The 23704-nt window shown below is 42.3% G+C and carries 22 protein-coding genes; 12 read left to right on the top strand and 10 right to left on the bottom strand.

Annotated features, from left to right (window positions below):
* Positions 1 to 33: 33 nt before the first annotated feature.
* A complete protein-coding gene (locus AO498_RS02410; RefSeq protein ID WP_067543287.1) occupies positions 34 to 2586 on the bottom strand; it encodes a M14 metallopeptidase family protein in 2553 nt (850 codons plus the stop codon).
* 92 nt (positions 2587 to 2678) lie between these two features.
* On the opposite strand from AO498_RS02410, the gene AO498_RS17400 reads away from it, so the two are divergent.
* The 3 genes from AO498_RS17400 to AO498_RS16925 are packed head-to-tail and all read left to right on the top strand — an operon-like array spanning position 2679 to position 3341.
* Positions 2679 to 2939 (top strand): PLD nuclease N-terminal domain-containing protein, encoded by a 261-nt coding sequence (locus AO498_RS17400; protein WP_417876912.1) that lies wholly within the window; start codon positions 2679 to 2681, stop codon positions 2937 to 2939.
* Entirely contained in the window at positions 2939 to 3169 is a 231-nt protein-coding gene (locus AO498_RS17355) for a PLDc N-terminal domain-containing protein (RefSeq protein ID WP_067543281.1), read from the top strand. Before AO498_RS17400 ends, AO498_RS17355 begins: the two co-directional genes overlap by 1 nt.
* 1 nt (position 3170) lies before the next feature.
* A complete protein-coding gene (locus AO498_RS16925; RefSeq protein ID WP_082792175.1) occupies positions 3171 to 3341 on the top strand; it encodes a PLDc N-terminal domain-containing protein in 171 nt (56 codons plus the stop codon).
* On the opposite strand, the gene AO498_RS02395 is transcribed toward AO498_RS16925, so the two are convergent.
* Entirely contained in the window at positions 3334 to 4227 is an 894-nt protein-coding gene (locus AO498_RS02395; RefSeq protein ID WP_067543278.1) for a TIGR01777 family oxidoreductase, read from the bottom strand. The two genes, AO498_RS16925 and AO498_RS02395, sit on opposite strands and share 8 nt — an antisense overlap.
* A 156-nt stretch (positions 4228 to 4383) precedes the next feature.
* Between AO498_RS02395 and AO498_RS02390 the strand changes: the two genes are divergently transcribed.
* A complete protein-coding gene (locus AO498_RS02390; RefSeq protein ID WP_102135881.1) occupies positions 4384 to 5595 on the top strand; it encodes a chloride channel protein in 1212 nt (403 codons plus the stop codon).
* On the opposite strand, the gene AO498_RS02385 is transcribed toward AO498_RS02390, so the two are convergent.
* From AO498_RS02385 to AO498_RS02370, 4 genes are read right to left on the bottom strand one after another with little or no spacing between them, the layout of a single operon-like run.
* On the bottom strand, positions 5592 to 6398 hold the full coding sequence (locus AO498_RS02385) for an ion transporter (protein WP_067543275.1): 807 nt from the start codon (positions 6396 to 6398) through the stop codon (positions 5592 to 5594). The two genes, AO498_RS02390 and AO498_RS02385, sit on opposite strands and share 4 nt — an antisense overlap.
* Before the next feature lie 23 nt (positions 6399 to 6421).
* Positions 6422 to 8893: a bifunctional UDP-N-acetylmuramoyl-tripeptide:D-alanyl-D-alanine ligase/alanine racemase gene (locus tag AO498_RS02380; protein WP_067543272.1), complete on the bottom strand. Its 2472-nt coding sequence runs from the start codon at positions 8891 to 8893 to the stop codon at positions 6422 to 6424.
* Complete coding sequence (locus AO498_RS02375) at positions 8893 to 9954, bottom strand: lysylphosphatidylglycerol synthase transmembrane domain-containing protein (protein WP_067543269.1); 1062 nt, start codon at positions 9952 to 9954, stop codon at positions 8893 to 8895. Before AO498_RS02375 ends, AO498_RS02380 begins: the two co-directional genes overlap by 1 nt.
* 3 nt (positions 9955 to 9957) lie before the next feature.
* Entirely contained in the window at positions 9958 to 10707 is a 750-nt protein-coding gene (locus AO498_RS02370) for a segregation and condensation protein A (protein ID WP_067543266.1), read from the bottom strand.
* A gap of 181 nt (positions 10708 to 10888) precedes the next feature.
* Between AO498_RS02370 and dxs the strand changes: the two genes are divergently transcribed.
* Positions 10889 to 12802: a 1-deoxy-D-xylulose-5-phosphate synthase gene (dxs, locus tag AO498_RS02365; RefSeq protein WP_067543263.1), complete on the top strand. Its 1914-nt coding sequence runs from the start codon at positions 10889 to 10891 to the stop codon at positions 12800 to 12802.
* 14 nt (positions 12803 to 12816) lie between these two features.
* Entirely contained in the window at positions 12817 to 13578 is a 762-nt protein-coding gene (locus AO498_RS02360) for an alpha/beta fold hydrolase (protein WP_067543261.1), read from the top strand.
* A 42-nt stretch (positions 13579 to 13620) separates the two neighbouring features.
* On the opposite strand, the gene AO498_RS02355 is transcribed toward AO498_RS02360, so the two are convergent.
* Genes AO498_RS02355 through AO498_RS02345 form a run of 3 tightly spaced genes read right to left on the bottom strand, consistent with a single transcriptional unit; the run spans position 13621 to position 15918 of the window.
* The gene (locus AO498_RS02355; protein WP_067543259.1) at positions 13621 to 14106 is read right to left on the bottom strand and encodes a GAF domain-containing protein; all 486 of its coding nucleotides are present in this window, start codon (positions 14104 to 14106) and stop codon (positions 13621 to 13623) included.
* On the bottom strand, positions 14099 to 15118 hold the full coding sequence (ribD, locus tag AO498_RS02350) for a bifunctional diaminohydroxyphosphoribosylaminopyrimidine deaminase/5-amino-6-(5-phosphoribosylamino)uracil reductase RibD (protein ID WP_067543256.1): 1020 nt from the start codon (positions 15116 to 15118) through the stop codon (positions 14099 to 14101). The genes AO498_RS02355 and ribD overlap by 8 nt, the downstream gene beginning before the upstream one ends.
* Before the next feature lie 2 nt (positions 15119 to 15120).
* The gene (locus AO498_RS02345) at positions 15121 to 15918 is read right to left on the bottom strand and encodes a DUF4382 domain-containing protein (protein ID WP_067543253.1); all 798 of its coding nucleotides are present in this window, start codon (positions 15916 to 15918) and stop codon (positions 15121 to 15123) included.
* Between the two features lie 121 nt (positions 15919 to 16039).
* On the opposite strand from AO498_RS02345, the gene dgt reads away from it, so the two are divergent.
* Positions 16040 to 17386, top strand: coding sequence for a dGTP triphosphohydrolase (gene dgt / locus AO498_RS02340; protein WP_067550190.1), 1347 nt, complete (start codon positions 16040 to 16042; stop codon positions 17384 to 17386).
* Positions 17387 to 17406: 20 nt separating this feature from the next.
* Here dgt and hflX read toward each other — a convergent pair whose 3' ends face one another.
* Entirely contained in the window at positions 17407 to 18666 is a 1260-nt protein-coding gene (gene hflX, locus AO498_RS02335) for a GTPase HflX (protein WP_067543250.1), read from the bottom strand.
* A 196-nt stretch (positions 18667 to 18862) separates the two neighbouring features.
* On the opposite strand from hflX, the gene rfbC reads away from it, so the two are divergent.
* The 5 genes from rfbC (at position 18863) to AO498_RS02305 (ending at position 23565) form a co-directional block, all read left to right on the top strand.
* Positions 18863 to 19417 (top strand): dTDP-4-dehydrorhamnose 3,5-epimerase, encoded by a 555-nt coding sequence (gene rfbC, locus AO498_RS02325; RefSeq protein ID WP_067543243.1) that lies wholly within the window; start codon positions 18863 to 18865, stop codon positions 19415 to 19417.
* Entirely contained in the window at positions 19417 to 20166 is a 750-nt protein-coding gene (locus AO498_RS02320; protein WP_067543241.1) for a tyrosine-protein phosphatase, read from the top strand. The genes rfbC and AO498_RS02320 overlap by 1 nt, the downstream gene beginning before the upstream one ends.
* A 5-nt stretch (positions 20167 to 20171) precedes the next feature.
* The gene (locus tag AO498_RS02315) at positions 20172 to 21131 is read left to right on the top strand and encodes an NAD-dependent epimerase/dehydratase family protein (protein ID WP_067543238.1); all 960 of its coding nucleotides are present in this window, start codon (positions 20172 to 20174) and stop codon (positions 21129 to 21131) included.
* Positions 21132 to 21269: 138 nt separating this feature from the next.
* Positions 21270 to 22685 carry a tetratricopeptide repeat protein gene (locus AO498_RS02310; protein ID WP_067543235.1) on the top strand — a complete coding sequence of 472 codons (1416 nt, stop codon included), beginning with the start codon at positions 21270 to 21272 and terminating at the stop codon, positions 22683 to 22685.
* A 109-nt stretch (positions 22686 to 22794) separates the two neighbouring features.
* Complete coding sequence (locus AO498_RS02305) at positions 22795 to 23565, top strand: phosphosulfolactate synthase (protein WP_067543233.1); 771 nt, start codon at positions 22795 to 22797, stop codon at positions 23563 to 23565.
* Positions 23566 to 23704 lie beyond the last annotated feature (139 nt).

Raw genomic sequence — 23704 nt, 5'->3', positions numbered from 1 at the left:
AAATCCCGACGGAAATGACGGGATTTCAATTTCTTATCGGGTAGTGCCTCCTTGAATGACTTGTCCGAAGAAAATGGAATTCAAGAATAGTTTGTTGGTTCCGAACCAAAAGGCCCTGAAGTTCATATTATCCGCAAAACCAATAATTCTACCCCTTCCGTGACTCGAAACACGAATCACTGCGCTCTCTTTTACGCCGGGTAGATTGCTAGGATGTAAGTACCCTGATGCCAAAGGATCTGCGGTATAGACTAGGGGATTTGCATAAGGATTTGTAGAAGGTTCTAGGAAGAAATTATCATTTCGGAAGGTGAAGATTTCCCGGTCTTGGTATCCGTATCCAATTGGATGTGTGGTATCCAGATTGGCTTTGAAAATTGCTCCAAAAGTACCCTTGGCACCAGTAGCATTTTCATAGTCTGCATAGTTACGCTGAAGCCCTTTTTCAGAATAATCCACATTTCTTATGGCAAAATTTCCAATTTCATTTTGGATCAACCATCGAATGGCTCCTCCTTTTGCGACAAGTGTATTTCCTTTGCTTACCCATGATTTGATTGCATTGGCGCCATTTTGTCCCAGTCCTACGTAGTTTCCATCTGCCATCAAAATCACATTATATCGAGAAAGATTCGCACTTCCCACAGCATCAGCAGGAAGAAGGGTGACAGGCATTTTCATACGCTGATCCAATAAATGCCAGATTTCTCCAGCCTCTCCACTATCTACTCCACCATCTACCAAAAGCGCGATGTAAGGAGTTGTCAGTGGAGTCATGAAAGTCGAGCCTAAATTAGCTCCGGAAGTATAACCAGTAGTCAGGGCATGGATGTCTACATGGGCCATTTGGGCAATTTCCTGAAGCTTGGCAAAAAAGGCCTGATTCTCCAGTCCACTTTCCCCTTTGTCAATCAAAAGAGTGCCTCTTCCGAAAGTTTTGCCCTCCGCAGTAGAGAACTCCGTGTTGGCTACTCGAACCAAAAATCCTGCTTTAAGTAATTGATAGGCTGCTTTTGGTGCATAATAATCGGTCCATTCCATCGCATATTGATAAGCACCAGATTGGCCGATCACTTTACCAGGAGCAAGTGTAAATTTGTTCTTATCCACCTCAGATACACTTGCAAGATTTAAAATCCGGCTGTTGAGGGCCATGTAGTCCAGATGGAAAGCCATTGGATAGGTCCAAGCAGAAATATCATAGAATAAACTATCCTGGAAGGTGGTCCGCGTTTCAAACATCGCTTTGATCAGTCGATATTGAGGCTGATCCGCAGGCACGATGTAGGAAGTTTCTTTTTTAAATTCTTTGCCATTTACAGTGATATTCTCATTGAGGGAATAGACTTTAATATCATGCTGTAGGATCAGATCGGCTAGATGGTAGCTTCTGGCATCATCTTCCTTTGCTCCGAAAATGTAGGCCTTGTTAACATCAGCGGTCGTTTCATTTTTGATTTCTGTGTAAAAATCTTTCATCCACTGATTCAGTTCAACGCGCATTTCTTTGGCGGCTTCGAAGGAAGAAAGATTGGCAGTAAACTGATTACGAATTGTGAATGGGAAACTTAACATTCCATTGGCACTTTCCTGCAAATGCCCCCTCGAACTTGCCTGTTCAAAAAGAATCCCGATCGATCCCTGAACATCAGGATAGGTTGAACCCTTTCCGTAGTAGAAATCATCATAGTTCTCCTGATTGTAATAGAGCGAACCGATTTGGTCGAGAGCCTTGGCATGGTAGGTGCCGATTTTTTCGGTCAATTCGAAATTTTTCTTTGGGGTAAGTGGGTGCATTCTGGCCGGTACCCCTGGCTGGAAAAAGAAGGTACTGTTGGTGCCCATCTCATGAAAATCCAAATGGATGTTTGGAAGCCAGCTTTGGAATACTCGTACTCGGTTTCTTGATTCAGGATGTTGGACAGGAAGCCAATCTCTATTAAGATCAAACCAATAATGGTTGGTTCTGCCTCTCGGCCATGCCTCATTGAGTTCTCGCTGAGCAGGATCGCCATTCATCACGTAAGCTTTGTGAGAATTGACCCAAGAAGCGAATCGATTGAGCCCATCTGGATTAATCGCAGGATCTAGCAGAAGCACCATGTTTTCCAAGTCTGATGCAATTTCATTGGCTGCGGCAAAATGGTAGGCTGCAACCAGTGAGGCATTTGCGCCACTTGGCTCATTTCCATGGACCGAATATCCCATAAACATGACCACTGGCATTTTCTGAATATCCACATTCGATCCCGGGATTCTCAATTTGGCCCGATCAGCTTTTATCTGATCAAGCTTGGAAAGATTCGAAGGAGAAGTAATGGTCAATAAGGTTTGTGGACGCTTTTCATAAGATCGACCAGTTTCTTCAAAAATCACCCGATCTGAAGCTGTAGCTACGGCTTTCATGTACATCACTAACTGATCATGAGTAACGTGCCACTCACCCACTTCATATCCTAACACCTCCTTGGGCGTAGGAATGGCGGGGTTGTAAGTGTATCCTTTGGGTAAGTAATAGCTCAGATCTTGGGCCCAGACTAGTGTGGTTAAAAAGACCAAAATCAGGGAAAGCGTGCACTTTTTCATCGAAATGGGGTTAAACTTTTGACTAAATTCTTACTTAGTTTTTGCAAAAAAAGCTATTTTGGATCGGTGGTAAAAATAATAGAAGAAGTGATATGGATTTGATTGTACCTTCTCAAGCCTTGATTTTGTGGCAACTGATAATGGTCGCTTATTTGGGTTTTTGGATGTATGCCTTGATTGATTGTTTGAAAAATGAGTTTAGAGGACCCAATCAAAAATTAATTTGGGTGCTGCTGATTCTATTCGCACCAATAATGGGAACATTTCTTTATCTCAGCATGAGTCAAAGTAGTAAAGTGAAAAGGAAGTTTGATCCCGATTTTATGAGACTTAAAAATGATAAAACAACCTGATGATGCTATTTAATTTTATTCAAAATCTGGGAGGAGGAATTCTGATTTTCATCCTTCTTGCCTCCCTGGCTTATTTTTTCCTTTGGGTGTATTGTCTAGTCGACATCATTCGGTCTGATTTCAAAGATCAGAATATGAAACTCATCTGGATTGTGATTTTGCTATTCGCCCAAGGTTTTGGTCCAATAGCTTATCTTATTTTAGGTAAAGGATCTAAAAAGACGTTCTGATATGTGGAAATTATTGGGGTTTTTGGTGTACGCTTTTACGATTTATGAAGTTGTAACCAGTCGCTTTGCGAATTCTACTGATAAATTAATCTGGGCATTAATTGTAGTACTTGTCCCATTTTTAGGAACAATTTTATGGTTTGTGATAGGGCGAAATAAACGACTCACCTAGTCGAAAAAATATCTTTTAGAGCTGGTTTTAACTCTGAAAACTCAAATTCAAAACCCGTTTTCTGAATTTTTTGACTCGATACCCGATTCCCTCCCAAAACCATAGCAGCCATTTCTCCAAGCACGAGTTTTAAGGCAAAGCCAGGGACACCGATCCCTACATATGGTTTCCCTTTGGCGGAAGCGGCTTCCTTGGTAAGTTGTTGGTTGGTTGCTGGATTTGGTGCAACGGCATTGTATATTCCTTGAAGGGTTGTTTTTTCTAATGCAAAAACAAACATCCTTGCCAAATCCTCCAAGTGAATCCAACTCATCCACTGATCTCCAGAACCCAGTGGTGCGGCAACTGGTGGTTTGAGCATTTCGCCGAGTGCTCCTCCATCAGCATCCAAGACAATCCCGATTCGGAGCATTACGGTGCGAATGGAAAGCGATTCTATTTTTTTCACTTCATTTTCCCAAGCAATTACCACTTGAGCTAAGAAATCATCACCCGGGGAAGTGGTTTCTTCTACGAGAATTGGCCCTGTATTGAATCCATAATAGCCCACTGCTGAGGCAGAAATAAATGCGTTCGGTTTATGAACTGCGCCTTGGATTGCTTTGAAAAGAAGCTCTGTACTCTTGGTTCGGGATTCAAGTATTAATTTTTTACGCTCAAAGGTCCATCGTTTTTCGGCCACTCCTGCTCCGGCCAAATGAATGATCGCATCTGCCCATTCGATAGCCTCTGGGTCAATTTTTCCTTGCTCTACTTCCCAAAGAAAAGTCTTCTGAGTTTGAGGGCTACGGCTAAGCCAAGCTACTTCGTATCCTTTTTTCTCCAACAGTTCAGTGATTCGCTTCCCAACTAGCCCCGAACCTCCCGTGATTAAGATCTGTCTCATGGATATTTTTCTATTAAAACCCAGATTTTCGGTTTTGGTTGAAATGTACGCAAATGGTACAGACGACCGATCAAATCGGGTTTGGTTTCTATTCTGATTTTGTTTCGGTTAATTTGGCCTTGCTATATAGTCAAAGAAATTAATCGGCACTTTAGTTTGATCCCTATTCTCAGATATCTTTTGATTTGGCTCGGTTTGGGAGCTTTAGTGGGCATTTTGGCCGGATCAGCTTCCGCAGGGTTTCTGGTATTGCTGGATTGGGCTACTCAAACCCGAGATTCAAATCTATGGCTATTGACATTTCTCCCGATAGCTGGTTTTGGGATTGGCTATATCTATCACCATTATGGGGCCAATTCTATCAAGGGAAATAACCTACTGTTGGAAGAGCTCTACCTTCACAAGAATCCAATTCCATTTCGGATGACCCCATTTGTACTTTTTGGGACCATCTTTACCCACCTTTTTGGAGGGTCGGCAGGTCGAGAAGGAACAGCCGTACAAATGGGAGGGTCACTGGCTGATCAATTAACCAAATGGTTTTCGCTGGATCAAGAAAGCAGACGAATCATTCTGATTTGTGGGGTTGCAGGAGGATTCTCCTCAGTTTTTGGGACTCCATTGGCTGGAGCCTTATTTTCATTGGAGTGGATGTTGACAGGAAAATTCAAGCCAAAATCGATATTTCCAGCGTTTTGGGCCGCGTTTGTTGCCCATTGGGTTTGTGAGTTGGGTTGGGGAATTGGCCACACGCATTATGTCATTGCCGAACTAGCCCCGTTTACCATTCCCAATCTTTTTTGGATGATCTTAGCCGGGGTAGCTTTTGGTCTTTCTGCAAGATTATTTTCTGAGACCGGACATTGGGTGGGTTATGGGTTCAAAAGGTACATCGCCTATCCTCCGCTTAGACCAGTAGTTGGAGGGTTGTTGGTGATTGGGATTGTTTATTTTTCAAATGCTTATGACTATGTGGGATTGGGAGTTCCTCGTATCGTGGAGGCATTTGAAACGCCTTTGCCTTGGTATGATTTTTTGGCTAAAACCGGATTGACTGGATTGACATTGGGGTCTGGGTTTAAGGGAGGAGAGGTAACTCCGCTTTTTTTTACGGGTGCCACCTTGGGTAATGCGCTTTCCCTTTGGATTCCTTTGCCTTTGGCGCTCCTCGCGGGATGTGGGTTTGTAGGAGTTTTCTCAGGTACTACCAACACCCCGATGGCTTGTACAGTGATGGGCATGGAGCTTTTTGGCTATGAAGCCGGGGTATTTTTGGGGATTGCGTGTTTGGTAGCGTTTGTAGTTAGTGGAAGGAATGGAATCTATTCTGCCCAGAGGATTTCCACTCGGTTTAAACTACCTTATTAAACGGATCCCCCGCACTTTCTGCAATACTTATCTCCCTGTTCCAAGTGGTCAAATCCACAATTGGTGCAGGTTTTTAAGGAATCGAAATCATCCGGTTTTTTCCGTTTGCTCATCTCGGAAGTAACAATACCTGTCGGTACGGCAATAATTGCATAGCCTAATAACATAATGACTGATGCAAAAAATTGTCCCAAAGGAGTAGAAGGGGTAATGTCCCCAAATCCAACTGTGGTAAGTGTGACGATCGCCCAATACATCGAAACTGGGATACTGGTAAATCCGTGTTGGGGTCCTTCGATTACAAACATCAGGGTTCCCATGACCAAAACAATCGTCAAAACCGAGAAGAGGAAAATCTGAATTTTTGGGGCGCTGGAACGGAGTGAGTCTCGGATAAAATTTGCCTCACTTAGGTATCTTCCCAATTTGAGCACACGGATAATTCTCAAAAGCCGCAATGCTCGAATGACTGAGAGTAGTTGGGTATTAGCGACAAAGAAGCTTAAGAAAACGGGCAGAATAGCAAGCAGATCAACCAGGCCGTAAAAGCTCAAGACATATTTCCAGGTTTTGCTGGTCAACCATACCCGGAGTAGGTATTCCAAGGTAAAAAGTAAGGTAAACCCAATTTCTAACGAATAAAAAATGGATCCATAGGTTTCATGAAGGGATTGGACCGAGTCGAGAACTGCGATGGTGACTGAGCCAAAAATCAGGATCAATAAGACGACATCAAATCCTCGCGAGACCGAATCATTGGATTCAAATACGACATGTGATAGGTATTTTTTACTTAACCTCATGCTGAAAGTTAAGAATTTCTAGCCTAGTCTAGGTAGTAAACCCGCTTCACCCGAGTGCTGATATTGGTCAAAAGTTCATAAGGTATGGTCCCAATTCGGTCAGCCAGTTCTTTTAGAGAAATTTGCTCTCCGTAGATGATCGCTTCATCTCCTGCCTTGATTTCCTCAAAGTCACTCACATCCACCATGACCATATCCATGCAGACATTTCCGATCACTGGAGCTTTTCGACCTTGGATAAGAACAAATCCTTTGCCTTGTGAAAATCTTCGGTCATATCCATCAGCATATCCAATCGCCAAAGTGGCGATTTTGCCTCCCGTAGGTAAGGCCCCTTTTCTAGAATAGCCAATCGTCGCTCCTGCCGGAAGTTCTTTAACTTGAGAAATGGTCGTTTTTAGGGTGCTGACTGGTTTTAGAGAGCCGTCATATTTTCCGGTAACTTCCACTCCATAGAGGCCGATACCCAATCTAACCATGTCCATTTGATAAGTGGGATAGCGGATGATTCCGGCCGAATTTAAGGCGTGAATTAACGGCTTATAGGCTAAGACAGATTCTACCTCAGCTTTCATTTCCATAAATTGTTCCAACTGAAGAATGGAAAATTCATGGTGCTCATCCTCGTCTGCCCCCACTAAGTGCGTGTAAAGACTAGCTATTTTGAGTTCAGGAAATAGCTTGATCAAGGCTTTTAATTCCGAAATATGGTGTCGCTCAAATCCCAAACGGTGCATTCCAGTGTCTAAGTCCAAATGAATGGGAATCTGGATTTGGTGGTTTTGGGCATAATACCCAAGTTTTTTGAAGAATTCAGGACTGAATACTACGGGTTCGAGCTGGTACTCTCGAAGGAGATCAAAAGACTCCTCTACTGGATTAAGCACCATGATTGGTAGGCGAATCCCTTGTTTCCGAAGGGTAACACCCTCATCCGAAAAAGCCACCGCTAAGTAATCTGCCCCCATGGTTTGAAGGTGATTTGCGATTTCGGCAGCACCACCCCCATAGGCAAATGCCTTCACCATCACCATCACCTTCGTTTTTGGATCGATTTGCCGTTTGTAAAAATTGAAATTATGCGTCAGTGCATTCAGGTTGATTTCAAGGGTCGTTCCGTGAATTCGCTGCTGAAGTCGATTTACCACCCGTTCAAATGCAAATGAACGAGCTCCAGTAATGAGGATGAGGTCGTTTTGAAAACGTTCAGGATCAAGATTTTGAAGAAACGTGTCTGTTGAAGGATACATTTCCAATTCCAAGTCGACCAGACTTTTCAGGCGCTGAATTTCTTTCCCAACGCCGATGATATGATCTATTTCATAGGATTTTGTCAAATCTGCCACTTCCCCATAAATTTTTTCAGGGGCGCCCTGTTGAAGAAGATCAGAAAGAATCAAGATTTTAGACCGCTTAGGACGCTGTTGACTTAAAAATTCCAAGGCAACCTTGAGTCCTGCAAGATCATTATTGTAGGTATCGTCAATCAAAAGTGAATCATTGATTCCCGGTTTTAATGTTAGCCTCATATCAATCGGCTTCAGGTGGTCGAGTCCCTCTTGAATGGCTGAAATCTCCTGTCCTAAAGTAAGCGCAGCTACAAGAACATGAGTGATGTTTTCTAAGGAAGCTTTGTCTGAAAAAGGAACTGAAAATGTCAGCGTACTCAGGTCATTTTTGAGTAGAATGATTTTCGTTTTTTCTTCGAAAGATTTGTAGCTCACACAAAAATCTGTCCCCGGCTGGATAGACCAAGCTACTCTTTTGATCTCTTCAAACTTTCCCTCGATTTCCTTCGCTGGCCACGGATGATCCTTGCAATAAATGAGAAGTTTAGCATCCTCAAAGAGCATTAATTTCTCTCTGATTTTTTCTTCTAAAGACTCAAATCCTTCCTCATGAGCCGAACCGATATTAGTGAATATCCCCAAATCGGGCTGAATGATGGATTGAAGAGCTTGCATCTCGCCTCTTTTGGAAATGCCTGCTTCTAGAATTGCGACCTGATGATACGATTCAATGCCAAAAACCGACAAAGGAACTCCCACCTGGGAGTTATAGCTTTTGGGACTTTTTGCTACTGTAAAGCTTTGGCTGAGAACCTGCCCCAGCCATTCTTTGATGATGGTTTTGCCATTGCTGCCTGTTATGCCAATGACAGGTTTTGGAAAGTTTTTTCGCTGATATGCGGCAATTTGTTGTAAGGCCACACGGGTATCTCGAACTCGGATAAATGCACAGTCTTTTTCCTGATCTGGAGTAGGCTGAAAATCCTCATGGACTAAAAAAAGCTGAATTCCTTCACCCATCAAGTTGGGTATAAATGCTGCTCCATCTGCTTTTGCTCCTCTGAGGGCTACAAAAAGTGTTTGGTCCGGCTGCAGGATTTGTCTTGAATCAATGCTGATTTTGCTGATAGGAACAGCGGTAAACTTGCCGATCAACTGACCGGATGTGATTTCTAGAACTTGTGGAATTGTCAAATTCAATACCATCAGTTTTCAGAATTTTTTCGCTTAAAAAACACTTGTCTAATCCATCTTGGGAGGAATATTGCTCCTAAGATAAGGTACGGATAATAGGACAATAGCCGCCAAAGAATACTAGTCACAAAGGTGTATTGTCCTAAGAATTGTGCGAAAAATTGGCCATAGAAAAATTCCGCCGTTCCACTACTTCCCGGAGTTGGAGAGATCATCATGACAATCCACATAATCACTTGACGTGCAAAAACGATCACGTGATCCAAAAGGTCTAGAGGTACAAAGGCGGAAATCAAGGCGTTGAGCATCAAGTATCGGGATGACCAAATAAAAATTGTCGCTCCGACGATTGGCAACCAATACCGAAAAGACTTCCCCGCCAATTGTCGGGAGGCTTCAATGATTTGGTTTCCATATTCCTGCGCATCATGTTTCCACTTTCGAAGGAATTTGATTGAAAAAAGTTTGATCAATAGCCATTTGAATACTCTTGGGCGATAAAATAAAGCAGCAGCCATCACCAAACTGTAGCCTGCATAAAGTCCATAGCTCAACCAAAAAATAGCCTGAAGACTATCACCAAGTTGGGATTCCAAAAGCTTGCTATCAGGAAAAATACTACCCTTGGCGAAGTATAGAATAATCGGCGCTCCGATCACAAAAAAGAGGTTGTCAAGGATTGCCGTAACCATGACAAAGGCAATCGCCTTTCCCATTTTGATGCCTTCCTTGTTAAGAATAAACATCGCAACGGCTGTTCCTCCCACCACGGAAGGAGTCACTGCAGAAGCAAATTCCCAAAGAATTATGACATAGATCGCACGGACCCAAGTGAGCTTTCGGTCGGTGATTTCACGAATCCGATATACGTAACCTAAGTCTCGAAAGAAAATCACCAAAACCGCCAAAAGAATATATAAAGGCGAAGCATCAACAATTACCTTGAGATTTTCAGAAGTTAGATTGGGATCGAAGTAAAACATCCCAAAAACAATCCCTAGCCCAATCAGAATCGGTACCCAGACTTTGTTTGGGTTTAGGGTTTCAAAGATTTTTTTGTTGTCTAACTTCATAATTTAGGCTGCAGCGATGGGCTCAGTCTTTTCCACCCAAAAATTATTGTACCCTTCTCCAATGGTGATGGTGACTTGAGAAAGTTGAAGAAGCTCCAAAATGGCTAGGAAGGTGTAGATCACGAAGATTTTATCGGGTTTGTAAGAAATGAAATCGGTGAAGGGAACCTGCTTTTTGAAACTGATTTTCTCTAAAACAAATTCCTTTTGCTGCTCAATGGTATACGGATATTGGATGACCGTATGTTTGGTTTCATCCGATCTAGAGGCCATTTTGGCCATACATTTTTGATAGACTTTCAGGAGTTTGTACAAGTCCACATGTTGCATTTCAGCATCCACGTCGTCTACCTTGCTTAGTTCCTGGAGCTCCTTGAGGATATTTCCTCGTTTTTCCCGTGAGAGCTGATCCTGTTCCATTTGGGCAAGATCCTCAATGACTGATTTGTATTTCTTGTATTCTAGAAGGTTTCGAACGAGCTCTTCTCTTGGGTCAATTTCTTCGCCAGCCTCATTCAGTTCAGGTCTGGGAAGTAGCATCCGAGACTTGATTTTCATCAAGGTAGCTGCAAACAGGATAAATTCGCTTGCCACCTCGATTTCCATTTTTTCCAATTGATGCACATAATCCAAGAAGTCATTGGTAATCTTGGAAATAGGAATATCATAAATATCCAATTCGTCCCGCTCGATGAAAAACAGCATCAAGTCAAACGGGCCTTCGAAAAGGGGTAATTTGATTTCGAAACTCACCGGATATCTGGATTATTGGATTAATTTTGCGACTGGTTAGCCAAAGATATTCAATTAAGATAAATTAATTGGGGACTCGGGAAATATTGACCGAAGGGGGATAAGAAGGCATTTCAATTGCTTGTTTAAACAAACCCATCTTGTTTATGTTTTCCTAGTCTAAATACCAACCTTATCCGACATGCAGATTACTCCCGGACCACTTTTAGCCCAAATAAACTCCCCAGAGGATTTAAAAAAGTTTTCTAAAGATAAATTGGTACAAGTTTGTGAAGAGCTTCGCCAGTTTATTGTAGACAATGTTTCCGTTTATGGAGGGCATTTTGGTGCAAGTTTGGGAGTTGTTGAGTTGACTGTAGCATTGCACTATGTTCTCAACACACCCACAGATCAATTGGTATGGGATGTCGGCCATCAAGCGTATGGGCATAAAATTCTAACTGGAAGACGAGAAAAATTTCATACTAATCGGATTTATGGAGGACTTTCGGGCTTCCCAAAGCGAAAAGAAAGTGAGTATGATACGTTTGGTGTGGGGCACTCCAGTACCTCAATATCGGCAGCCCTTGGAATGGCTGTGGCTTCCAAATACAAAAACTCTCCCATTCAGCATGTAGCAGTTATAGGAGATGGATCTATGACAGGGGGAATGGCTTTTGAGGCGATGAACCATGCGGGAGTCAGCGACACCAACCTGCTCATTATTCTGAACGACAATTGCATGTCGATCGATCCTAACGTGGGTGCCCTCAAGGATTACTTGACAGATATTACTACTTCCCACACCTACAACAAGGTAAAAGACGAAGTATGGAAAATATTGGGCAAGCTCAGCAAGTTTGGTTCAAGTGCTCAGGAAGTAATTTCAAAAGTCGAAGGTGCAATCAAATCAGCTGTACTTCAGCAAAGTAATTTATTTGAGTCCTTAAATCTTCGATATTTTGGGCCAGTAGATGGCCATGATGTACATCACCTGGTGGAGGTTCTCAAGGACCTAAAAGATATCCCGGGTCCAAAAATTCTTCATTGTGTTACAGTCAAGGGTAAGGGCTATGAGCCAGCCGAAAAAGGAAATAAAACTACTTGGCATGCTCCAGGGACATTTGATAAAGTAACAGGTGAGATTTTCAAGAAAGTCCCATCCACTCCTCAGGCTCCTAAATACCAGGATGTGTTTGGACATACTTTGGTAGAATTGGCCGAGCAGGATCCAAAGATTATGGGAATCACTCCTGCTATGCCTTCAGGATCTTCATTGAATATCATGATGAAAGCCATGCCTGATCGGGCGTTTGATGTAGGAATTGCCGAGCAGCACGCCGTAACCTTTTCAGCTGGATTGGCTACTCAAGGGCTCGTTCCGTTTTGCAATATTTATTCTTCATTTATGCAGCGGGCCTACGATCAGGTTATTCATGATGTTTGTTTACAAAATCTACCGGTAGTTTTTTGCCTTGATCGAGCAGGGTTTGCAGGAGCTGATGGACCCACTCACCACGGTGCTTATGATATCGCTTATTTCCGTTGCATTCCAAATCTGGTTGTATCTGCCCCAATGAATGAAGAGGAATTGCGCAATTTGATGTACACGGCCTCACGTTATGGTGGACCATTCTCTATTCGCTATCCAAGAGGAAATGGCGTCATGCCGGAGTGGAAAACTGAAATGCGGGAGATTCCAGTTGGTCAAGGGAGGATAGTTCGTGAAGGCGAAGAGGTGGCGATCCTTACCTTAGGTCATATAGGTAATTATGCAGTCGAAGCATGCCAAGATTTGGTGAAAGAAGGGCTAAATCCAGCACACTACGACATGAGGTTTGTGAAGCCATTGGATGAAGAGTTGCTGCATGAAGTTTTCTCTAAGTTTAAGAAGGTAATCACTGTGGAAGACGGATGTCTAATGGGTGGATTTGGTTCCGCCGTATTGGAATGGATGGCCGACCATGGTTATCAGGCTCAAGTGAAGCGCTTGGGAATTCCTGATTCAATTATAGAACACGGAGAACAATTAGAGCTTCATCGTGACTGTGGATTTGATCCGGCAGGAATTGCGGCAACAGTTCGGAGTCTTACTGAGGTTGTTTCAGTATCCTAATTCTGTAAAATAGTATGATTCATTTTTTCGAAAAGGGTTCAGGACAGCCTTTGGTTTTGCTTCATGGGTTTTGCGAAAGTGGACAAATGTGGAGCTACTTTTCGGAGGCTCTTTCAGATCAGTTTCGAGTGATTTGTCCAGACCTTCCAGGCTTTGGAAATAGCCCCATTTCCAGCAATAAAATTTCCCTCGAAGAAGTAGCGGTCCAACTTGAGGAATGGTTAGAGGAAAATCAAATTCACCAACCCATCGTTATTGGCCATTCGTTGGGAGGATATGTTGCTTTGGCTCTTCTTGAACTGATGGGTAATCAAATTAAAGCCATAGGCTTGTTTCATTCCACCAGCTTTCCGGATGATCAAGACAAAAAAGAAATGCGTGACCGGACGATTCTTTTTTTGAAGAAAAACGGTGTAGAAAAATTTGTCACCTCTTTTGTACCTCCACTTTTTCCAGAAAATCGAAGAGAAGAATTGGCCTCGGAAATTTCGCTAGCCATCAAGGATGCAAAGCGGTCCAGCCTGGATGGATTGATCGCTTATGCCGGAGCTATGCGCGATCGTAAAGATCGATTTGAGGTGGTTAAAAACTTCATCGGACCCAAGTTGTTCATTGCAGGCACTGAGGATGGTGCAGTAAAAATCGAAGCTAGCCGGGCACAGCAAAATGGATTTTCACACTATGTAGAGCTCCAAGGAGTTGGCCACATGGGGATGATAGAAGATCAGGAAAAAACGCTCAGCATTGTTCGAACATTTTGTCTTTCGGCCATTTAGCCACTATTAAGTAAAATTCATATCCTAAAGAATGTTCCAGAATTAGGAAAGTGTTTTCCCCAAAACACCCATTAGTTCCTCAAGGTACTTTTGATCGATTTCATCAAAGTCCGCCAGCTTGTCGCTATCCACATCAAGGACCATTTCCACTTTATCTTCTTTGAATACAGGTACAACAATTTCTGACTTGGAGGCAGAACTGCATGCAATATGCCCTGGAAAAGCATCTACGTCAGGAACTAATTGAGTTTTCTTTTCTTTCCAAGCGGTACCACATACACCTTTCCCAAAATTGATGCGGGTACAGGCGATTGGACCTTGAAAAGGACCTAGGACCAGTTGGTCATCTTTTACAAGATAAAAGCCTACCCAAAAAAAGCCGAAGGCTTCCCGAAGAGCAGCGGCTATATTGGCCAAGTTGGCATATAGGTCGGGTTCTCCAGTGATCAATGCCTCAATTTGAGGAAGTAATGCTTCGTAGGTTTCGGATTTGGAGCCCTCTTTGGGGAGAAAAAGTGATTCAGCCATGGTAATAAATATCGAGTTGATCAGTGTCGATAGAAATAGATTCGGATGGTTTTTTGTTTAGGGAAGGAGCAGAAATTCCAGCCTCAAATTTACTTTTTGATTTAAACACTCTTGCCTCATCCCAAAGTTCTGAATGAATGAATTGATGTAAAACTTGACTTCCACCTTCTATGATCAGACTTTGAATTTTCTTGTCAAAAAGTTCTTTTAAAATACGTTCTGGATTAATCTCAGCGAGTTTGACCCATTCTAGATGATGCTTCGATTCGCTTTTTATAGTGTTGAAGATCAAGGTAGGAATGCTTTGATCAAAGAGATTCAAATTTGAAGGAAGCTCTAGATTAGAATCCAGGACGATTCTGACTGGATTTTTACCTTTCCAATCTCTTGCATCTAGTCTAGGGTTATCATAATAAGCTGTATTTTTTCCTACCAAAATAGCGTCTTCCTCCGTCCTCCATTTGTGGACAAGTTGACGGCTGCTTGAATTACTGATCCATTTGGAATCGAAATTTTCCCTCGCCACAAATCCGTCTTGGGTTTGGGCCCATTTGAGAATGACATAAGGTCTTTGTTTTTCGATCTGGGTGAAAAAACGTCGATTTTGCCAGCGAGCTTCTTTTTCTAATACTCCTGACTCAACTTCTATTCCCGCATTTTTCAGGATTTCGATTCCTTTTCCACCTACCAATGGATTCGAATCTGTGGCAGCTATGACTACCTTTTTGACTTTTTTTTCTACTAATAGATTGGCACAAGGAGGTGTTTTTCCCCAATGAGCACAGGGTTCCAGGGTCACATATACCGTGGCTTCGGGTAAAAGCTCAGTGCGAAGTACAGAATTCACAGCGTTGACTTCTGCATGCGGTCCACCATAGGCCTTGTGCCATCCTTCCCCAATAATTTGATCATTATGTACAATCACGCACCCCACCATTGGGTTTGGGCTAACATAGCCCCGTCCCCACTCGGCAAGTTCTAAAGCTCTCCTCATGTACAGCTGATCGTCCATCGTTAATTGGTGCTGAAGGTGATGCGTTCCAAAGTAGTTACTTTTCCTTTTTCAACGGAAATACCCGAACGAGTAGTCGGAGCATATCTCTCGTCTTTTGGATCGAAGAAAAGGGTGTAGGTTCCTGGATTGAGTCTGAAAAGAAAGGTTCCTGATCCATTGATTTGAGTGCTCAATGAATCTGAGCCTTGAATCGCATAGATTACGGGGGATAATGTGGTGGGTGATAGTATACCTTGAATTTGCCCCTGATCAATAGTTGAAAAAGCTGCTATTTGGGGCTGAAAACTCAATTCTAGAGGCGAAGATTTAAACACTTGGATTGATCTCTCTAGGTCTAAATCCACATAAATATCATACGAAATCCCCGCTTGGAGTTCCAGGGAAATGTTGGCGGGAAATTCCGTCTCTTGATTCGGGACGGGTAACGAATAGCCTTTTTCCCCTTGGAAGAGCTGGTGGGAAGTGCCTAGTCTCAACTTGATTCCAGTTAATGTCCCCAAGGCTATCTCTTTTCGTCCTATAGGGAGCGAAACCCCGGCCACCAATTGGGACACGTCTACCTTTTTGTCTGCAAGCTCATATGGAATTACTATTGATTCAAGTTGGCCGGCTCGATTTGCAGCTATTATTTCCAACTCCACACCTTCCAGTTCTACAATCACCGAATCCCAACTCGCGGGAGCATCGACCAAAAAAACATTAACCAAGGCTTTTGGGGACGGATCATCGGGGGTACATGACCAAGCCCAAAAAGAAAACAAGCTAATTACAAGTAAGACAATTCTCGATTTCACCATGCAAAGGTAGAATAAACGATGGCTTCGGCTAGAAGGTTATTAACGAAAAGAGCATGCAGAATTGGGAAGCTTGAATTTTTTGGTGTGTATAGTCCTAATGTATTTCTAATTTTGAGCTATGATGAAATGGGAAAAGCTGCTGTCAGGCGGAAGGTTTGGAGATGGTCCAAAATCAGGAATTAATCAGGAATCAGGACGAAGTGAATTTGAAATCGATTATGATCGGATCATTTTCTCTGCACCTTTCCGTAACCTTCAAGATAAAACCCAGGTATTCCCACTTCCTGATCAAGCATTTGTTCATACAAGGCTTACTCATAGCTTGGAGGTATCGAGTGTTGGCCGATCTCTTGGCAAAGGAGCAGGAGAATTTTTACTTGAAAAATTTCCCAATCTTCAAAATCTCGGTATTAGCTCCTCTGCGATCGGTTCCATCGTCGCTGCCGCTGCGCTTACCCACGATATCGGAAATCCGCCTTTTGGACACGCTGGTGAGGAAGCGATTTCGGATTTTTTCAGGCTTCATGCAGAAGGTAAAGTTTGGGAAAAGCATGTCCGTGTAGATCAATGGGCGGACCTAATCAATTTCGAAGGAAATGCACAAGGATACCGTATGTTGGTTTCTAAGCAATTTGGCTTAAAACTCACCTATGCCACACTCGCAGCCTTCACCAAATATCCTCGGCCTAGCCTGATTGCTCAGCGTGATATCGCCAGAAAAAGCCAAAAGAAATATGGGTTTTTCATCAATCAACTGGCAGATTTTGAGGAAATGGCCGAAGTGCTTGGAGTCGAAAAAATAAGCATGGATACTTGGGTGAGACATCCATTGGCCTTTTTAGTGGAGGCAGCCGACGATATCTGTTACAGTATCATCGATTTGGAGGATGGTTGCACGATGGGTTTGGTGACTTTTGAGGAAACTCTCAAATTACTCAAACCTATTTTGGGCGATAAGCTTGACAAGGACAAGTTGAAAAGCCGAACTCAGTCACAAAACTTAGGCGCGCTTAGGGCCCTTGCAATCGGTCAACTGATTCGAGAAACTGTAGCCATTTTTGGACAGTATGAGGAACAAATGCGGAAGGGAAATTTTGACAAAGCCCTCACAGATATGATTCCATCAGCAAAGGCCTTGTCCGAGATTGCTGCACTTTCTGTCCAAAAAATCTATCGATCCAAGGTTGTCTTGGAAAAAGAAGCTGCAGGATTTCAAATTTTGGAAGGACTGCTTTCCGTCTTTTCTAACGCACTCTACCACCATTTCTATGCACCAGAAAAATTCTCTGGAAAGGACAAAAGCATTTTGCGTCTTTTGCCCGAAGACTTTCCAATGAAAGGTTGGGGAGCTGCAGTTAATCCCTACCCACTTCTTCGTGCGTTAGTCGATTTTATTTCAGGGATGACCGATAAGTATGCCCTGAATCTGTACAGAAAGGTAAATGGGATCGCGTTTCCGGGGGGGTGAGTTTGAAATTATTCAGTACTCTACTCCCACTTATCGCCCCAGTCCACGACTTGATCTTCGAGGTAGTGAGGATAAATTTTACGATGTTGTTTTTTGACTTCAGCCACCAATGCGGATCTGAATTCTTCGACATTTTCTGCTGAAGCTGCCGCCATAAATACAGGTTTGATCCCATTTTTCTTTTCGTAAGCTTCGGAAAGTGCTTTGAAGTCTACATAACGGGATTCTTGAAGCTCATGCTCGCTGATATGCATCGATTCCTCCTCTGTCGGCATCTGATCGACTAGGTCAATTTTATTGAAAACCAGTAAAACGGGCTTTTCTCCAGCTTTGATTTCTCGAAGAGTTTGATTGACTACCGCGATATGATCTTCGAAGGCAGGGTGAGAAATATCCACAACATGAATTAAAAGGTCGGCCTCCCGAATTTCATCCAAGGTAGATTTGAAAGATTCGATCAAGTGAGTAGGCAGCTTTCGAATAAATCCTACTGTATCCGAAAGCAAAAAGGGAATATGGTCTAAGACTACTTTCCGGACGGTTGCGTCGACGGTCGCAAAAAGCTTATTTTCAGCAAGAATATCGGTTTTGGTGATCAAATTCATCAATGTAGATTTACCCACATTGGTATAACCTACCAAGGCCACCCGAACGATTCCTTTTCGTCCTTTTCGTTGGGTGACTCCCTGCTTTTCGATTTCCTTAAGCTTGTCCCGAAGCAAGGCGATCTTGTTACGGATATCCCTTTTATCGGTTTCTATTTCCTTTTCACCTGCCCCTCCACGGGTTCCAGTTCCCCCTCTTTGTCGTTCCAAGTGAGTCCACATACCGGTTAATCGTGGAAGTAGATATTGGAACCGAGCCAGTTCAACTTGGGTTTTCGCCTGCGCAGTTTGAGCTCTTTGCAAGAAAATATCCAAAATGAGCAAGGATCGATCATAGATTTTCACTTTCAGCTCATTCTCTAAATTCCGCATTTGAGAGGGAGAAAGGTCGTCATCAAAAATCACCATATCTACAGCAAAGTGTTCGATATAGGCCTGAATTTCCTCAAGCTTCCCTTTTCCAACAAAGGTTCGAATATCTGGCTTATCCATTTTTTGGGTAAACCGATACACGGATTTCACACCTAGTGTTTCTGCTAAAAATGCCAGTTCCTCCAGGTGTTCTTCTACTTCATGTTCAGGTTGATGCTGCCTAATCAAAGTCACCAAAACGGCAGTTTCAATTTTGGGAGCGGTATCGTGAAGTTTTTGAATTTTTCTGGAAAATTTACTCATAGGGTGGTTCGTCTGCGGACGTTCATTGGTAAAATGGAAGTGAAAATCGATCCAAGAAATGCAAACTTGGCAAAAGCTTTAGTCTCGGTTGACAATCACTCCTGCAAATTTGGGCATAATTCCTTAGAATTGATTAGGATAGTCCTCCCTTGAATGGTTATTTTAGCGCCTTGAGCCCAAATCTAGCACCCCGAACATGGCAGAATTACGGAAAACCCCAATAGAGGGTTTGATTGAAATATTCCCAAAAATCTTTCCTGATAGTAGAGGGTATTTTTTTGAGTCATTTCGTCAGGATTGGCTTCAAAGTCTCGGTATATCAGAAAATTGGGTGCAGGACAATCAGTCTTTTTCTGTCAAGGGTACAGTTAGGGGGTTACATTTTCAAAGAGCTCCATTCGCCCAAGCAAAGCTCGTTCGAGTCATATCCGGGAAAGTTTTGGATGTAGTAGTGGATTTAAGGAAAGATTCTCCCACTATCGGGCAATCCTTTTCTACTGTTCTTGATGCTGAACGGGCTAATTTATTATTTGTTCCGGCTGGGTTTGCCCATGGATTTTCAGTTTTAGAAGACGCTGTTTTTGCCTATAAATGTTCAAATTATTACCACAAAGATTCGGAGGGTGGGGTGCTTTGGAGTGATCCGGAATTAGGAATAGATTGGCAGGTTATCAATCCCGTTTTGTCTGAAAAAGATACAAAATGGCCTAATCTTGCTGAATTTTTAAAACAAAGTGAAGGAGGATTATAATGAGTTGGTTTGATTTTCTGAAAAAGAAAAATCCTGTTGAGATACCTTTTGATCTTTCTTGGCTTCAGGTGGATATGCATTCACATTTGATCCCTGGAATTGATGATGGATCTAAGTCTATGGAAGAATCTATTTCGCTTTTAAGTAGGTTGGCTTCTTATGGCTTGCGAAAAGTTATTACCACCCCTCATATCATGTCCGAGTATTATCGGAATACTCCAGAAATCATCAGTATGGGCCTGGAAGACCTCCGAAAAGCAGCCAAAAACCACGGCATTTCCTTGGAAATTGAGGCTGCTGCCGAATATTACATGGATGAGATCTTTCTCGAAAAGATAAAATCTGGAGATGAACTCCTCACTTTTGGGGATCGATATATTTTGGTAGAAACTGGCTTTATTAATAAGCCTCAGATGCTATTGGACATTATTTTTCATCTGGAAATGGCGGGTTATAAACCCATTTTAGCTCATCCTGAGCGTTATCAATATTTATTGGTGGACAAAAAACTTCAAGATGAATTAATCGAAAGACAGTTGATCTTTCAGGTAAATTTATTGTCCCTGACCGGCTTTTATTCCAAAGGGGTAAAGGATTTTGCAGAGATGCTTTTGGAACGAAATGCGGTTTCTTTTTTGGGGACAGACTGCCATAACGAGCGGTATTTAGACATGCTTCAAACCCTGCCCAAAAATCATCGGGTTTACGAAAAAATCCGGAACTCGGAGTTCTTAAATCAACGTTTGTAATCCGTATGAATATTCTAATCACGGGAATCACCGGATTATTTGGAACACAACTGGCCAAGGAGTTTACTTCTTTGGGGAAGATTTTTGGGCTGTTAAGGCCTGAGCAGTCACTCGATTATACAAAATTTGAGAATCAATCTATCACCTTACGAGAGGGCGAGTTAGAAGATTTTGATGCTTTATGTGACTCTTTAGAGGGAATTGATTTGGTGATTCATTCGGCAGGTTTAGTTTCGTTTTCTTCTGATCAAAAAGAAAATTTATTGGCTGTCAACACCGAGGGAACAAAAAACCTCGTCAATGCAATGCTTTCCAAAGGCGTTAAAAAGTTAGTCCACGTAAGCTCTGTTGCAGCTATCGGTCGAAGTGCTGAATTCTCAACCATTGATGAAGATTTCAAGTGGGTAGAATCTCCTCTGAATACTGGATATGCGGTATCAAAATATTTGGGAGAATTGGAAGTTTGGCGTGCTGCACAAGAAGGATTGGATGTGATTGTAGTCAACCCTTCTATTCTTTTAGGAAAGGCGAATTATGTAAAAAGTTCCTCCGCCATATATTCTTATGTTATAGAGGAAAATCCTTTTTATCCCACAGGAGATCTGAATTACATTGACCTTCGAGATGCAGCTCTTATTACCCGTCAATTGGTACAAAAAGAACAATGGGGAGAACGATTTATTTTAAACTCAAACGCTATTTCTTACCAGGAATTTTTTCAACAAGTAGCGGATGTCTTTGGGGAAAAAGCTCCCAGTTTGCCTCTGAAAGACTGGATGATTTGGATGGGAAGTCTGTGGGCTTGGTTCGGGACTAAAATAGGCATTAGTAAAAGTCCCCTTAACAGGCAAACGGCTCTTTTGGCACAACAAAATATCACATTCTCCAATCAAAAAATCCAACAGCTTTTGGGCTTCAAGTTTACCCCTCTAAGAGAGACCTTGGAGTGGGCTAAAAACCCTTAAACCAAACTAATTTTAGAAAGTAGGCGTTACCTGCCTAATCTAGTGGGAATCAGTTTCTGAAAACCTCAAAAAAAAGTAGAAGCCAACTATTGAGAAACCTGATTATTTGGTATCTTAAAAAAACCATAACGTATTCGAATGACTGGAGACCACGATCACGACTGGGAAGAGGACAAAAAACTTGTTGAACGTTTTGAAAATTCTCTCAAATCCAACCTCGACCTCTATTTCGAAGAGGAAGAGCTAGAAGACATCATCCGGTTTTACTTCGATCAGCAGAAATTCTTGAAAGCCTTGAGAGCTTCAGAATATGCCTTGGAAAAATTTCCTTTTTCAGTTGAAATCCGGCTTTTAAAAGCTCAATGTCTAATCTTCAACGATGAATTGGATGAAGGATTAGAGATTTTGGAGCACCTCAATAACCTATCTCCAAACAATGAGGAGATTGTTTTGGCCTTAGCCAATGCATTGATTTTGGCTGATAGCGCCCAAGAAGGAATTGAGCTATTGGAAAATTACCTGCCAATGGCCGAAGATAAAGCAGAAGTTTTTTACTCTTTGGGTAACCTTTACAGAGCAAAAGGCGACAATAATAAAGCGAGCTATTATTTCAAAGAAGCGGTTAAAAACCGAATCAATCATGAGGATGCGCTTTTTCAGCTTGCCATGATTACGGAGGAAGAAGGTTCTTTTGACGAAATCCTTGAGTTCTACCAGGAGTTTATTGATCAAGACCCATACTCTGCCGGAGCCTGGTATAATTTGGGGGTGGTTTATAATCGACTAGGAAGATTTGAAGATGCGATCAAAGCCTACGAGTATGCACTTTTGATTGATGATGCTTTTGCTTCTGCCTATTTCAACATGGGTAATTCCTTGATGAATACCCATCAGTACGAAGAGGCATTGGAAGCGTATCAAAATACCATCAATTGTGAGGGAGCTAATGCTGAAAATTGCTGCTATCTCGGTGCCGCCTATGAAAAACTAGGAAAGATTGACGAAGCATTTAAATACTTTAAAAAATCCGCAAAGCTGGATGAGGAATATGACGATGCCTGGTTTGGCCTTGGCATGTGTATGCTGAAAAAGGAAAAGTATTTTGAAGCGATTCACTATTTCAAAAAAGCCCTCCAACTCAATAAGAACAATCCTAACTATTGGGTCGGATTGGCAGATGCTGAGTTTAATTTGGGAAATCTTCAAGCCAGCTCCGAGGCCTACGAAGAGGCAATCAATCTAGAATCCGGAATCATGGAGACGTATGTCAACCTTTCGGTGATCTATTTTGAGCAAAATCGATTTGAGGAGGCGATAGATGTAGTCCGAGAAGGGATCGATGAGTTGCCCGAAGAGGCAGAGCTTTATTATCGACTTGTCGTGTATTTAATCAAAATGGGCAAATACAAAGAGGCCTTCACTTATTTGGAAAATGCGTTAACTTTGGACTTCGATAGGCATACGATTTTGTATGAGTTAATGCCTGAATTGACCAAGCAAAAAGCCATTTACAAAATCATTGCCCAATATAGAGATCAACAGTCTCTGCTTTAAAACTTTATAACCTAGCAAATGAAATCAAGCATGGCCAAGAAGTCACCCTTAGGGATGAGCTTCTTACATGTGAGATTCCATGTGGCCATTAAAATCAAATAAAAATCACATGAATTATGTGCTGAAGAATCTCCCTGTACGTACTGAAAAGCCACGTAACACGGGATTTACTATGGCGATGGACAAGGGTCTCAGCCTAAGAGAAACAGAAGATTTTGTAGATAGTTGCTCAGACTTCGTGGATATTGTCAAGTTAGGTTGGGCGACCTCCTATGTGACTAAAAAGCTTTCTGAGAAAATTGCGGTTTACAAGGAAGCAGGAATCCCAGTTTATTTTGGAGGGACCTTGTTTGAGGCCTTTATCGTTAGGGGTCAATTTGATGACTATCGCAAAGTACTTGATAAGTTTGGACTCGAATACGCTGAAGTTTCAGATGGTTCCATTTCTTTAAATCATGACCGAAAATGCGAGTATATCCATACGCTTTCTCAGCAGGTGACTGTACTTTCAGAGGTGGGTTCCAAAGATGCTGCTAAAATTATTCCTCCATACAAGTGGATCGAGCAAATGCAAACTGAACTTGGTGCAGGAGCTTGGAAGGTTATCGGTGAGGCAAGAGAAGGAGGAAATGTCGGACTTTTCCGTGATTCAGGAGAAGTTCGTCAAGGTCTAGTTGAAGAAATTTTGACACAAGTTCCTGAAGAGCGAATCATTTGGGAAGCACCTCAAAAATCCCAGCAGGTTTGGTTTATCAAGCTTCTTGGAGCAAATGTCAACCTTGGAAATATTAGCCCTTCAGAGGTAATTCCTTTGGAAACTATCCGTTTGGGGCTGAGAGGGGACACGTTCGATCACTTTCTGGGTGAAATCAAACTTTAATCTCACTCAACTTATTCTAGGCTGATCGTTTATTCGGTCAGCCTATATTTTTGCTAATTTCTATAGCCACAAGTAATCCTTTATCCCATTTTCGCTTTGTAAATCCTCCAATGGAAATTGCAATGGAAGAAAAATTTAA

The organism is Algoriphagus sanaruensis (assembly GCF_001593605.1).
Lineage (GTDB): Bacteria > Bacteroidota > Bacteroidia > Cytophagales > Cyclobacteriaceae > Algoriphagus > Algoriphagus sanaruensis.
Note: the sequence above shows the minus strand (reverse complement) of the source record. Positions and strands in the feature narration are given on the sequence as shown.